At 63.1% G+C, this 13276-nt stretch carries 12 protein-coding genes; 5 read left to right on the top strand and 7 right to left on the bottom strand.

The annotated features are described in order from the left end of the window. The first annotated feature begins 1206 nt into the window (after window positions 1–1206). Window positions 1207–1965, top strand: coding sequence for a type 2 periplasmic-binding domain-containing protein (locus BN1121_RS13715; RefSeq protein WP_005359040.1), 759 nt, complete (start codon window positions 1207–1209; stop codon window positions 1963–1965). 99 nt (window positions 1966–2064) lie between these two features. Here BN1121_RS13715 and BN1121_RS13720 read toward each other — a convergent pair whose 3' ends face one another. From BN1121_RS13720 to BN1121_RS13740, 5 genes are all read right to left on the bottom strand, one after another. Next, window positions 2065–2796, bottom strand: a complete 732-nt coding sequence (locus BN1121_RS13720) for a substrate-binding periplasmic protein (protein ID WP_005359043.1) — start codon at window positions 2794–2796, stop codon at window positions 2065–2067. 207 nt (window positions 2797–3003) lie between these two features. Then, window positions 3004–3831: a MetQ/NlpA family ABC transporter substrate-binding protein gene (locus BN1121_RS13725; protein ID WP_005359050.1), complete on the bottom strand. Its 828-nt coding sequence runs from the start codon at window positions 3829–3831 to the stop codon at window positions 3004–3006. A gap of 270 nt (window positions 3832–4101) precedes the next feature. Continuing rightward, window positions 4102–5322 carry a DEAD/DEAH box helicase gene (locus BN1121_RS13730; protein WP_005359052.1) on the bottom strand — a complete coding sequence of 407 codons (1221 nt, stop codon included), beginning with the start codon at window positions 5320–5322 and terminating at the stop codon, window positions 4102–4104. A 148-nt stretch (window positions 5323–5470) separates the two neighbouring features. Next, complete coding sequence (locus BN1121_RS13735) at window positions 5471–5947, bottom strand: hypothetical protein (protein ID WP_005359055.1); 477 nt, start codon at window positions 5945–5947, stop codon at window positions 5471–5473. Then, a complete protein-coding gene (locus BN1121_RS13740; RefSeq protein WP_005359058.1) occupies window positions 5944–6285 on the bottom strand; it encodes a DUF805 domain-containing protein in 342 nt (113 codons plus the stop codon). The genes BN1121_RS13735 and BN1121_RS13740 overlap by 4 nt, the downstream gene beginning before the upstream one ends. Before the next feature lie 176 nt (window positions 6286–6461). Between BN1121_RS13740 and BN1121_RS13745 the strand changes: the two genes are divergently transcribed. Next, the gene (locus BN1121_RS13745) at window positions 6462–7496 is read left to right on the top strand and encodes a helix-turn-helix domain-containing protein (RefSeq protein WP_005359061.1); all 1035 of its coding nucleotides are present in this window, start codon (window positions 6462–6464) and stop codon (window positions 7494–7496) included. A gap of 117 nt (window positions 7497–7613) precedes the next feature. After that, the gene (locus tag BN1121_RS13750; RefSeq protein WP_005359063.1) at window positions 7614–8072 is read left to right on the top strand and encodes a GNAT family N-acetyltransferase; all 459 of its coding nucleotides are present in this window, start codon (window positions 7614–7616) and stop codon (window positions 8070–8072) included. A gap of 141 nt (window positions 8073–8213) precedes the next feature. On the opposite strand, the gene BN1121_RS13755 is transcribed toward BN1121_RS13750, so the two are convergent. Then, entirely contained in the window at window positions 8214–8675 is a 462-nt protein-coding gene (locus BN1121_RS13755; RefSeq protein WP_005359065.1) for a GNAT family N-acetyltransferase, read from the bottom strand. A 189-nt stretch (window positions 8676–8864) separates the two neighbouring features. Between BN1121_RS13755 and BN1121_RS13760 the strand changes: the two genes are divergently transcribed. Then, window positions 8865–9710: a class I SAM-dependent methyltransferase gene (locus BN1121_RS13760; RefSeq protein ID WP_005359066.1), complete on the top strand. Its 846-nt coding sequence runs from the start codon at window positions 8865–8867 to the stop codon at window positions 9708–9710. Between the two features lie 71 nt (window positions 9711–9781). On the opposite strand, the gene BN1121_RS13765 is transcribed toward BN1121_RS13760, so the two are convergent. Next, a complete protein-coding gene (locus tag BN1121_RS13765) occupies window positions 9782–11824 on the bottom strand; it encodes a TonB-dependent receptor (RefSeq protein ID WP_005359076.1) in 2043 nt (680 codons plus the stop codon). 192 nt (window positions 11825–12016) lie between these two features. On the opposite strand from BN1121_RS13765, the gene BN1121_RS13770 reads away from it, so the two are divergent. After that, a complete protein-coding gene (locus BN1121_RS13770) occupies window positions 12017–13126 on the top strand; it encodes a YeeE/YedE family protein (RefSeq protein ID WP_005359077.1) in 1110 nt (369 codons plus the stop codon). Window positions 13127–13276 lie beyond the last annotated feature (150 nt).

Here is a 13276-nt window from a genome sequence, read left to right on the forward strand (position 1 = left end):
GGCTACCGCCCCTGAATGACAGCTTCCAGTCTGCTGCTGTTAACCTGCGATGTTGCGTAGGCTGGGCTCATGGGTGACTCCGATGAGGCGGTTGCCAAACGGCTATGTTAGCGAGTGGCGCGGGGGAGGGAAGCAGGAGGCGATGGTTTCCTGAGCAAGATCAATAAATTAATCACCAACGCGTAGTGTGGGGTAACACAACATCGATAGATCATCAGAGGGGCACGGTATTAGCTCCCCCTTCAATCCGCCGAGGATGGGGGCAAGCTCAGGGACGATCAGCGGCTACATCAATGCATCCCGTATCGGTAAGAGTATCTGTGGGGCAGGGTATTGGTTCCCTTCTGATTCGCCAAGTTGAAGCCATCAGGCCAGGTCGCGAGACAGGGATGTATACCGAATGCAGCAACCGAGGTTGCGAAGGGGCAGAGTATTGGCTCCCCCTCTGATTCGCCGAGGTGAAGCCATCATGCCAGGTCGCGAGACAGGGATGTATACCGAATGCAGCAACCGAGGTTGCGAAGGGGCAGGGTATTGGCTCCCCCTTCAATCCGCTGAGGTGAGGGAGCAAGGTCAGGAGCGCCATCAGGGATGATGGCGCAGCCGCAGCGGGGCATGGATGCCCCATCTGCGGCGGTCCGTCCGACCTGGCGACCGAGCCGAGGGCAACCGCGCAGCGGTCGGATTGGTGGGGGAAGGCCTTCTTGGTGACTTCTTGGGCCAGCAAGAAGTCACTCGCCACAGCCCGCAGGGCGGGCGAAAAAATATCGAGGGCGGAGCCCTCGTGTCCCATGCGGCGCAGCCGCATCAGGAGGCTTGTCGTAGGCAAGGAGCTCGACCGAGCTCCTCCAGGTGGGCGGGCGAAACCCCCTGCGGCGCAGCCGCATCAGGAGGCTTATCGTAGGTAAGGAGCTTGACCGAGCTCCTCCAAGTGGGCGGGCGAAACCCCCATGCGGCGCAGCCGCATCAAGAGGCTCGTCGTAGGCAAGGAGCTCGATCGAGCTCCTCCGGAAATCTGGGACACCCATCGTTGTGATAGCTCCGTAGTGGTGTGCTACGACGATGCTGGGTCCGTTGCACTGGCTGTGGCGATCTTGGTTGCGCCACTTCTCGTTTCCCCTCTCTGTAGAGCCGGCATGGCCGCGACGTTTGGTGGGGGGGGAGTGGCTATACTTCGGGAAAATCGCCCGTGGATAGCACTGAAACATGCGCTTTTACTTCTGCCTGCTGTGTCTGGCCTTTGCCCTTCCGCTCGAAGCAACGCCGGTTCGGATCTGTTACGAGCAGAGTGAAATGCTGCCTTATACCCGGGGTGAGGGGCCTGAGGTGCCGGCTGACCCTGGGCTGGTGCCGACCCGGATCAAGCAGGCAGGTGCGGGTGCCAACCTGGATCTTGTGCTCTACCGTCGCCCCTGGAAACGCTGCCTGCTCGATCTTGAACAGGGGCGGGCAGAGGGCATCTTCCCCTTGATCTGGACTGCCGAGCGCGAGCAGTGGGCTGCGTTTCCCCGACTGGCGACGGGCGAGCTGGATCCACGGCGTTATCTGTGGGAAGGGGTCTACTCGATTTTTGTTCGTCATGGCGCAGCACTCGGGTGGGATGGCGAACGTTTCAGTCAGCTCAAAAACGGCGTTGCCGCCCCATCCGGTTATGTTGCCCAGCAAAAGCTCAATCGGCTCGGGGTGCGCGGCCCACAACATCTTGAGGTGGAAAAAGGGTTGTGGCTGGTGGCGATGGAGCGGCTGGATGGCTATGTGATCGACCGTCATATCGGCGAGCACCTCATTCGCAAATATGGGCTCAATGACAGCCTGACGACCCTGCCGATACCGTTTATGTCCAGCAAGTGGTATCTGGCCCTCTCGAAGCCGTTTGTCAGGCTCCATCCCGCGGAGGCCCAGGCACTATGGAGTGCGCTGGAAAAAGTCAGGCACGAGCAGGCCGCGACCATCAACACCCAGTAGTGACTGCCCCGGAATCCGTTGCCCGCATCCGAGGTGAACCACCGCCGGCGTGGTTGAGCATGCTGGATATTCCAGATCGGTGGCCTTGGGCCCAGAACGCTAATCGCACGCATCGCCTGCACGGAACACCAGCCGGTCATAGCGGCCATCGGCGCGCGCGGCGGCCAGGGCCGTGTTGAAACGCTCCAACAGCCTGGGGGCATCCGGGTAACGGCGCGAGATCATCAGGTAGAGGGTGTCGCTCTGGCGAAAGTGGGCCAAGGCCTGAAAATGGCAGGGATCACCAAATAGCTGGCGGCTGGCATCCTGTATCACGGTCTCGCTCATCGGTAGCAGGGCAACCCGCTTGCGATCCAGCAGTTGCAGACATTGATCCAGGGTCTTGGGGCGTTGCAGCTCCATCGCAAAGCGCTGGATAACCCCGTCGGCATGACTGGTGCTCCAGCCCAGGGGTATACAAACGCGCAGCCCCTGCCACTGGCCCGCTTTGATGGCGTCGCTGCCCCGATAGGTGAACCAGGACAGGCGGTCGATGTGGATCGGTGAGCTGTAGTGAAAATGGTCGGCCCGCTCTGCGGTCCAGGCGTAGGGGAAGGTGGCGGCCACCAGTCCCTTGAGGGCCAGCTGATAGCCACGGGGCCAGGGCAGGTAATCGATCTTGACCTCCTGGTATCCGGCCTCCTGTAGCAGGGTGGTCACCAGCCGGGTGCTCTGGCCGCCATCAGGCAGCGACTTGCCCGAGTAAGGGATAAACTCCCCGGTCGCCAGCAGCAAGGGGGCTGCCTGCAGACAACTGCAGCAGCAATAGCACAACCAGCCGAGCTGCTTCATAGCGACCACTCCTTGCACCCTGTCAATCAGTATAGAGAGCGCCGCACACGGCACGGCGTTGCGCCGCTGGCTGAACACCATGGCGGTTCCCAATGGCTAAATCGTGGGGATCCCCGCGCCGTTCCCCACGATCGGAGAGCCTGCGGCCGTCAATGAAACGCCCCCATGCGGGGGCGTCTGACGGGCATCATTCCGTGCGGATGCTCCTTATTGCGTCCGGGTTGTCGACCATGCTTGCGGGAACTTGTAACCGGCGAAGCGTCGGGCGGCATAGTCCCTGAAGGCGGCGGAGTTGTAGGCCGCCGCGACGTCTTTGGCGAACGGCTGGTCTGCGTCGGTGCGTTTGACCACCACCCAGTTGATGAAGTCGTAGCTGCGCTCGAGGAACAGGCCCGAGCTAAAGGGAATGCCGCTTGAGGCGGCAAAGTTGCCGTTGATGACCGAGAAGTCCACGTCTTCCCGCGAGCGGGGCAGTTGGGCGGCTTCCAGCAAGACCAGCTTGAGGTTGTGCGGATTGGCGACCACGTCGAACTCGCTCGCCTTGAGCGGATTGATCCCCTCCTTGAGGGTCAGCCAGCCCAGATCCTGCAACATCAGCAGGGCCCGTGCCTGGTTGGTGGGGTCATTCGGAATGGCGACCGTGCTCCCTTCTTTCACCGATTTCAGATCGCCCAGCTTGCCGGCATAGAGCCCCATGGGACCGGTTGGCACTTGGGTGATCGGCGCGAGCGACAGCCCCCGATCCTTGGCAAAGCTCTCCAGATAGGGTCTGTGCTGGAAGCAGTTCACATCGATTGAGCCGTCGGCCAGCGCGACATTGGGGGTGACGTAGTCGGTGAACTCCACCAGTTTGACCTTGTATCCCTTGGCCTCCAGTTGTGGCTTGATCGAGTCGGTTACCATGTCGGCAAAATCCCCCACTGTGGTGCCGATGACGATCTCTCGCTTGGCCGGGTCGGCGGCCAGAGCGCAGAACGGCAGGGTGCTGGCCAGCAGAGCAAGGGCGGAAAGGGCAAAGAAGGAACGACGCTGCATAAGAACTCCCTGTAAACATCATCAAAAGTGGCGCCATTGAAAGGACGTCTAGCCATCCAAATGGCTGATTGTGTTTACCATAACAGAGCCTCATCGCGTCGCCAAGGGGCAAAACAGGGTAAGCCCGACGGCATGAGGTGCGTGGTCAGAGCCTGTGCACAATCGAAGATGACATGGCGGGCGGGAGAGGGGCGCACCAGGGTGTCCGCCGCCCAGCTGAGCTGCGGACAAGCTGGTGTCGGCCATGCCCTTGTGTATGCGAAGCGGGGCTCAGCCCCTGCCTTTGAACTGCTTGATGCTGCGCTTGGCCTGGGTGCGGCGATTGGCCTGCTTGTCACGGGGCGGGCGTTTGCCGGCGCCGCTGGTGGGTTGGTCGGTGACCGGGAAGTCGGCGAGGGTCTCTACCGGCAGCGCTCGCCCGGTGAGGGTGCGGATCGCGGCAAGCGTCTCGGCCTCGCCGTGGCAGGTGAGCGAGATGGCGAGCCCGCTGCGCCCGGCGCGGGCGGTGCGGCCGATGCGGTGCACGTAGACAGGGGCATTGGCCGGCAAATCCAGATTGATCACCACCGGCAGCGCCTCGACGTGAATGCCGCGCGCCATCAGATCGGTGGCCACCAGCACCCGTACCTTGCCCCCTTTGAAATCGGCAAGCGCCTGCTCGCGCATCGCCTGCTCCTTCTCCCCATGCAGGGCCGCCACCGCAATGCCGGCCTTGGTGAGCTTGCGGGCCACGCCGTCGGCGTCATCCCGGGCGCTGATAAAGACCAGTACCTGCGGCCACTCCCGGGTTTTAAGCAGGCTGATGAGCGCCGGCACCTTGCTGCTCTTGTTGACCAGGTAGAGCCGCTCCTCGATGTCGTCGGCCACGCTGTTGCGCGGATCCGCCTCGACCCGCTCGGGATCCTTGAGCAGACCGGTCGCCAGCGCCTCCAGCTCCGCTGGCAGGGTCGCCGAGAAGAGCAGGGTCTGACGCCCGGTTGGCATGGCCTGCATCAGCCACTGGATATCGGGCCAAAAGCCCATCTCCAGCAGGCGATCCGCCTCGTCCAGCACCAGCAGGCGCAGCGTATCCAGGGTTAGTTTCTGCTGGCTCAGCAGATCCCGCAGCCGCCCCGGGGTCGCCACCAGCAGCTGCGGCCCCTGCGCCAGCTCGACTTCTTGTTGCTCCTGCGTCACTCCGCCGCACAGGGTCACCCGCCGCAGACCCAGCCCGGCGGCCAGCCCCTGCAACGCCTCGCTCACCTGGGCCGCCAGCTCGCGGGTCGGCACCAGCACCAGCCCTTGCACCCGGTCGCTGGCGGGGTCGAGGCGTGCCAGCAAGGGCAGGCCAAAGGCCAGGGTCTTGCCGCTGCCGGTGCGGGCCAGCGCCAGCAGATCCCGCCCTGCCAGCACGGCAGGAATGGCCAGTTGCTGCACCGGGGTCGGGCGTTGCAGGTCGGTGGGCAGGGCCGCCAGCAGGGCAGGGGAGAGGTTGAGTTGGTCAAAGGTCATGGGTCAACACGGATCGGCGAGTGGGAGGCGAAGTCTAGTGAGCGAGGGACCAGAAGTAAAACTCCATTCCCAATGAGTGAGGCCCCGGGCCGATAGCATTGGGGCGCCCAGAGCGCCGACCGCCACGAAGCGGGAGCCCCAACCTCGATCATTGGCAGCTCGGCTCGGGTTTATTGTCCAGCAGCCAGGAGATCCAGCGTCGCCTGGCGTTCAGGACAAATCCCTCATCCGCCGCGATCCCGTTGACGATATAGCCATCGGCGGCGCTTTCCCCCGTGCCGAAGGCGAAGCGAAAGGCATCGTGGGCGACGCGTTCGCCCTTGAGCAAGGCATCGTTGAGCGCCGGACTCATGACGATGATGGCGAGCCCGTCGCTGGCCTCGAAACCCACACCGCTGCGCGCCATCTTGCCGACGGCGACCGGCATCCGGATAGAGCAGTGGCGCCCCTCCTTGTCGACCGTGGTGTAGATGCCTTCACCCACCCGCCCCTGCATCCAGAGCAGTTCGCCCCGGGTCAGGCTCGCCACCTGTAACAACCCGAGAGCGCCCTGGGGAAGCTGATGGGGGTCCTGTGCAGAGGCCACCGGGGAGCAGAGTACGAGCAGTAAGAGGAGCAGTCTCATGGTGCCACCTCCTCAGCGGAGATGGCGCCGGTTCCCTGCATCGCCAGCAGGTAGACCAGCACCAGGGGGCCCACCAGAGGAGCAAAGAAGACCCAGCCCCACCAGCCGGAGCGCCCGGTGTCATGCAGCCGGCGAATGATCAGGGAGATGAGGGGAAGGGTGCTGGCCACCCCATAGCTCAGATCCAGCCAGCCAATCTCGGCCAGACGCATATCCAACAGGATGCAGATCAGGGTAACCAGCAGGTGAAACAACATAAACCACCAGCACTCCGGCCTTGAAGAACGACCGGAAAAGTCCAGGGCCCGTTGCCACGCGAGCAGATAGAAAGAGAACATGGATGAACACCTCCAACGTGATTAGGTACCCCATCCTGGCCCGGGCGCCTGCTCCCGGCGTCCTGAAACGGGTTTAAGGACGACCTCAAACCGGTCCTGCTCCTGGCTCGCTTCTGTGAATCCGCAAAAGTCGCTATGCTGGCACCGCCTGACAATGGGCTCAATCGGGATTAATCATGCTGGCCATTCCAATACCCTTTATCGTCTCTTTCCTGTTGGGATTGCTGGCCGCCCTGTTGCTGGTGCGACTGGGAGAGAAGGCGAAGACGACCTCCCTCTTCCTGTTGTTATGCGCCGTCACCATGGGCCTGGTGGGCCTGCGCTGGACATTTCATCTGGCGCTGCTTGGCCAGCTTCAGCCGTTCTTTGCCTCACTCATCCCCGTCGCCGCCTGGTATATCTTCACCCGCGCCGACGGGGAGCCGACCCGGTTTCCCTGGCGCCATGCCTGCGGGCCCGCACTGGTGCTGATCAGCCTGCTGACCGCTTCCCGATGGGGGCTTCCCCTCGATGGCATATTGACGGGGATCTATCTCTGCTACGGCATTGCCCTGGTGCGCTGCTCGGCCCGGGGGCCACTGCTGCTACACATCGCTTTTCATCATTGGGAGGGGGTCAGGCGGGCAGAACATGTGGCGGGCTGGATGCTTCTGTTCTCGGCGGCCATCGATGGCGCCATCTCCCTCGACTTCGCCCTGAACCAGGGCCGGTTGTCGCTCTATATCGTCACCCTGGGTCACCTGATCCTCTTGCCCGTGCTGGCGGTGGCCGTCGTCATGGTGGGGGTCAGCCTGCCCGAGGTAGAGGAGCCCCCCCTGTCGACCGGCGAGGGGGGCGACAGGGAGTCGGCGCTGACCCCAAAGAGAGCCGGTGAGATTGTCATGAAGCTGGATGCCTTGATGAAGGAGCAAGCCTGTTACCTGGATCCCGAGCTGACCCTCTCCAGGCTGTCGCGAAAACTGGGCATCCCAGCCAAACAGATCTCGATGGCGGTCAATCTGGTTCACCGCCAGAGCATACCCAGGGTCATCAACGACTATCGCATCGCACATGCCAAGCAGGCACTGCTGACCACGGACGAGAGCATCACCCGGATCTTTATGCAGGCCGGTTTTCAGACCAAATCCAATTTCAACCGGGAGTTTCAGCGTATCACCGGCATGACCCCCAGTCTGTTCAGAAAACAGGGGGATATGTCTGCCCCGTCATGAGATAAAACGGGTTGTCGCCAGATGATGGCGAGTCCCGACGGGGCTGGCGCCATGGATGGTTAACAGGGCTGGCACGGTTGAGGTGCGGCCAGGGAAATGGATTCAAAGGAGGTAGTGATGATAGAGGTTCGTATCGATGATCTGGCGTCGGCCGAGGTGCAGTCGCTGGTCACCGAGCATCTGGCCGGCATGCAGAGCAACTCTCCGCCCGAGTGCGTGAATGCGCTCGGGATCGAACGCCTGCGCGCGCCCGGCGTCACCTTCTGGGCGGCGTGGCTCGATGGCGTCCTGTGTGGCTGCGGCGCCTTGAAAGAGCTCGACCCATCGGCCGCAGAGGTGAAGTCGATGCGCACTCGCGCCGCCTGTCTGCGCCGCGGCGTGGGGCAGGCGATCCTCGACGAGATGGTGAATGAGGCGCGGCGGCGCGGCTACGCACGCCTGCTGCTCGAGACGGGAACGGGCCCGACCTTCGAGGCGGCCCATCGGCTCTATCTTCGCAATGGCTTCGAGTGGAGTGACCCCTTCGGCGACTATCAGGTCAGCGACTTCAACGTGTTTATGGCCAAAGCGCTCTGATCTTCTCCTCACCGCAGAGGGCGCTGAGGCTGGCCGCTCGTCTGCCGATCCGGTGAGTGGCGTTGAGAGTCGGGGGATATTAATGCTCGCCCTGTCGGTGGTCATTCCGGCATGGGAGTGGCGGAGCCCAACCGGTGGTGGTCAGGTTGCAGTATGTACATAGATTCTGGACTGTTCGTCTGCCCCGTCGCTTCGCACCATACCCAGAAAATGCCAGCCGTAACGCTCGTAGAATGACTCGTGGTCGGTGACCAGATAGAGAGTGTTGATGTGGTGGCTCTGCATGTCGCGGCACACGAAGTGAAGCATCTCCCCCGCTATGCCCTGGCCTCGATACTCCTCTTCGACGAAGACGGCGCAGACATTGGGGGCGAGATCCTTTCTTTCGTGAAAATCATTTTCGATGACCCCCATGCCCCCAATGATCTCGTCTTCGGCGACAGCCAGATACCATTGCGGTATGGGGTTATCCCCCCGTAGCGCTTCATCAATGCTCTGCAAATACAGATCGGCAGGAATACCCCATTTCTCCTGGAACCAACGGGATAAGCGCTGTCTCAGCTCGGGTCTTTCCTTTATGTTGATCACCCTGGGGTGGCGCATATCCTGCCTCGTTCGGAAAAATGCCATGTGACGGAGGGGCGATGACACGCCGCTCTCAAGGTACGAGATAGTGTACCTAAAACAGGTGGCGGCCCCAGGTTTTTATCCCCGTGGCGCCGGGGGCACGGGACTGGACGGTGCGGCGTGGGAGGCTATACCAAGGTAAGGCGGCAGCAAGAGGAGAAGCTTATGTCCAGGCAAACCGGCGTCAATCAAGCCATCGAGACCCACTACACCCGTGCGGATCTCGGCGACGTCATTCTGGCGGCCCTGGCCAACGCGGGCAAGGATGTGAACCGGCTTACCCCTGCCGAGCTGGCCCCGGTCGACCAGTTTCATATTCGCGGCCGGGTGGCGACCCTGGAGCTGGCCCAGGCGGTTGGCCTCGACGACACGAAACGGGTGCTCGATGTGGGCAGCGGGGTCGGCGGCACCTCGCGCGCTCTGGCGGCCGAGTTCGGTTGTCGGGTGACCGGGATCGATCTCACCGACGAGTATTGCCGGGCGGCGACCCTGCTCACCGCCAGAACGGGGCTCACCCACCTCGTCGACTATCGGCAAGGGGATGCGACGTGCCTGCCCTTCGATGACCAGAGCTTCGACGTGGTCTGGACCGAGCATGTGGCCATGAACATACCGGATAAGGGGCGGCTGTATCGCGAGATGCATCGGGTCCTCAAACCCGGGGGGGCCCTGGCCATCTACGATGTGCTGGCCGGCTCGTGTGGCCCGGTACACTTCCCGGTGCCGTGGGCCCGTACGCCACAGACCAGCTTTCTGGTCTCTCCCGATGAGCTCAGAGCCTTGCTCGATGAGGCGTGCTTCGAGGTGAGTGAGTGGGTCGACACCACAGAGGCGGCGCGCACCTGGTTTGTGGCGCTGGCCGAGAAGATTGCCCGTGAGGGTCTACCCGCCCTCGGGTTTCATCTGTTGCTCGGCCCTGACTTCAGGGAGATGGCGCACAATCAGGGACGCAACCTGCAAGAGGGGCGCATCGTTCTCGCCCAGGTGGTCGCTCGCAAGGCATGGGAGTGAGGGCATAGCCCGGATGGCCGCGTTGGCCGAAGGAGTGAAGAGAGGGGGAGCCGACGCTCCCCCTTGTTGGATCAGAAACGATAGGTGGCCGTCAGGTTCACCTGAAGCGGGGTGCCCGGCATGATCTGAGCGGCGCTGGTGGCGCTCACGTAGTAGGTCTTGTCGAGCAGGTTTTCCACGGCGAGCTGGGCCTCCCACTTGGACCAGCGATAGCCGGCGCGGGCATCCACCCGGGCATAGCCCGGCAGCACAGTGGTGTTGTCGCTGTCGGCGAAGCGATCGCCCACCGCGGTGAAGCCACTTTCCCCGAACCAGCCCAGGGCGCCCTGCTGGTAGCCGGCAAACAGCTCCCCATTATGGCGTGACACGCTACTCGGGCGTTTGCCCTGATAACGGGCCTCGGCCTTCACCTGCTCGGCATCCTGGAAGGCGACGCCGCCACGCAGGTAGATCTCGTCAGTCAACTGGGCCCGGCTGCTCAGCTCGATGCCATCGGTGCGTTGCAGGCCCGTCAGCACTATCTTGGTGGGATCCAGCGGATCCCGGGTGCGCTTGTCGTACATCTCGAGGCGATAGAAGGAGAGGGTGGTGGCCAGACGACCGCCAAACCAGTCGCTCTTCACGCCCGTCTCATATTGACGGGTGTGCTCCGGCGCCAAGTTGTTGCTGGCGTCCCCTGGTGTGATGCCGATGAGGCCGCCACCGACCGGGGAGAAGGTCTTGCTAACGGAGGCATACAGGGCGTGCTCCTCGACCGGGTTCCACACCATCCCCAGGCGTGGGCTCAGGGTATCGCTCTGCACGGTCTGCTGGGTGCCCTTGTCGAAACGCTCGCTGGTCACGTCGAAGTGGTCATGGCGCAGCCCCACCAGCAGGTGCCAGTCGCCGAGGCTCATCTGATCTTGCAGATACGCGGCCTGGGTCTTGACCCTGTGGTTGGCGTCGCTCGAGAGCTTCATGGGGCCGTCATAGGTCGGCAGGTTGGCCGGATCATAGAGGTTGCCCGTCGGGATGGGGGCGGCGTTCTGCCACAGTTTGGGGGTACGCGCCTGCCACCCCTGCTCGACGCCGACCAGCAGCCGGTGGGCGAGGGGGCCGCTGTGCAGCTGCCCCTCGGCCTCCAGGCTCGAGGTAAGGTTGCGGGCCTGCAGATCCTGCTGCCAACGGGCGCGGGTCAGCTGGTCGCCCTTCACGCCCGTGGCATAGGTGTTGTCGAACTGGCTGTCGAGGCTGATGAGGCTGAGCTGGTGGCGCAGTTGCCACGCATCGCCGAGATCCCAAGTCAGGCGCGATCGGGCCGTCTGGTTCAAATCGTCGATATAGTCGCGGCGGGTGTCGCTGTAGACGGCGCCGTGGGGCACGTCGGCCGGATGACCACCGACCCCCGGGATGCCGCGATCCGGCATGCGATCGTGCTCGTTTCGCTCATACTGCAGCAGCCAGCTCACCCGATCCGTCAGATCCCAGTTCAACGCCGGCGCCAGCAGGGTGCGTTTGCCGTGTACCCCGTCGCGGAAGCTGTCGCTGTCTTCCTGGGCCAGATTCAGGCGCAGCTGCACCCGCTCGCTCGCCTCGGCGTTGAGATCCGCCGCCAGCCGGCGGTAGTCGTGGCTGCCGGCGCGCACGGTGACGCTCGACGTCTGCCCCTTCTCGGGCTTCTTGCTGATGCGGTTGATGATGCCCCCCGAGCTGCCGCGGCCGTAGAGCACGGCCGCCGGCCCCTTGAGCACCTCGACTCGCTCTATGTTGCCGAGATCCCGGGTGTACTGCATGTCGTCCCGAAAACCGTCGAGGAAGAGATCGTTGCCGGCGCTAAAGCCCCGGATGGTGACGCCGTCGAAGCGGGTGTCGCCGCTTGCGTCGATACCAGGGATGCCGACCAGCGCCTCGCTCAGGGTCGGTTGGCCGAAGGCGGTCAGCTCGGCGGTTGCCACGCTGTCGATGGTCTGGGGAACCAGCTTGGCCGGGGTGGCGGTACGGGTGGCGGTGGCCACCTCGGGATGTTGGGTACGCTGACCCTTGATGACGAGCGTCTCGTCGGCGGCGTGAGCCGGCGCGAACGCCGCCAGCAACGCCAGGCACAGCAGGCTGCGCCGCGAAGTGATCTGGTGCATGTGATGATCGTCTCTTGTTGTTATCGCCCTTGGGCCTGATTTCGTGGGTTACCCCACCAAGGGGTGCAAATGATAGTTATTTTCATTTGAAGATCAACCCAGTCATCACAGGGTCAAAAGCGATGGTGTCGGACTCAATGAGGGAATAGGATCCCCGCTCTCGTCTCTCTTCCCTCTCAAGGAACAACAGGTATGAATCGAAAATGGTCGCTCCCCATCGTGGCAATCGCGGGGGGAGCGTTGCTCTGGCTTGGCAATACTTTCGGCATGAAGTGGGCCCTGATGGCTCTGGTAGGATTCGGTTTCGGCTTCACCCTCTCCTTTAGTCGCTTCGGGATCGTCTTCGGTTGGCGCGAGATGCTGACCAAACGCAACAGCTACTATGTGCGGGTGCATCTGCTCACCATCGCCATCGAGATCCTGCTGTTCACCACCTTTCTCTCTGCCGGCCACGCCCTGTTTGGCGACCCCATGGTGGGTAACGTGATGGCCATCGGCATCCCCTTTATCGTCGGCGCCTTCCTGTTCGGCATCGGTATGCAGCTGGCGGGCGTCTGCGCCACCGGTACCCTCTACTGCTGCGGCGAGGGGCAGCCGCGCTTCTGGCTGGTGCTGCTCTGCTATGGCATAGGTACCCTGATCAGCAACCAGTTCCGCCCCGAGCTGGAGTCCACCTTCTCCAGCCAGGTGGTGCTGGCCAAGGATCTGACCGGCAATCTCTGGAGCGGCATGTTGCTCAACCTGGCGTTGGTCGCCGTGCTGTTCGCCCTGTTTCGCAAGAGCGAGCTGAAGCGTACCGGCGAGCTCCAGCCCCTCTTCAGGGGCGGAAACCTGTTCTGGCGCGATGGCCGCTTCACCGTGCTGACCGGCGGCATCCTGATCGCCGTGCTCAACGCCAGCGTGGTCGCGCTGCACGGGTCGGCCTGGACTATCACGGGCGCCGTCTATGACATGGCCCTGCGTGGCGCCTCTGTGTTCGGCCTGTTTGAGGGCAACCCCAAGCTGGCCCAGCCGCTCTTTCTCAACCCCATGGTCGGCATGTTCTGGCTGGGAATTCTGGGGGCCATGCTGGCGCGCTGCATCAGCGGTGGCGGCAACTTCGCCCCGATCAGGCTCGGCAACAGCCTGGCGGCCATTCTCGGCGGCCTGCTGATGGGGATGGGCGCCATGTACAGCGCCTGCAACCTGGGGGGCTTCTTCGATGGCACGGCGTCGGGCAGCCTGCACGGCTGGGTCTGGATGCTGATGGCCCTGGCGGGCAGCCTGATCGGCATTCGTCTGCGCCCCCGCTTTGGGCTCTGAGCGCGGTGAACGAAAACGGGAGGCGAGGCCTCCCGTTACTGTCTGCGGTGCAGGGTGGCCAATAGCGACCAATCAGGTCGGTCGACTGAAGGGCCCTGGCTTGTATTCATTGCGAGATCAGTCAAGCTACTCACCGTTTCCACCGTTTCC

It is taken from the genome of Aeromonas diversa CDC 2478-85, assembly GCF_000819805.1.
Taxonomy (GTDB): Bacteria; Pseudomonadota; Gammaproteobacteria; order Enterobacterales; family Aeromonadaceae; genus Aeromonas; species Aeromonas diversa.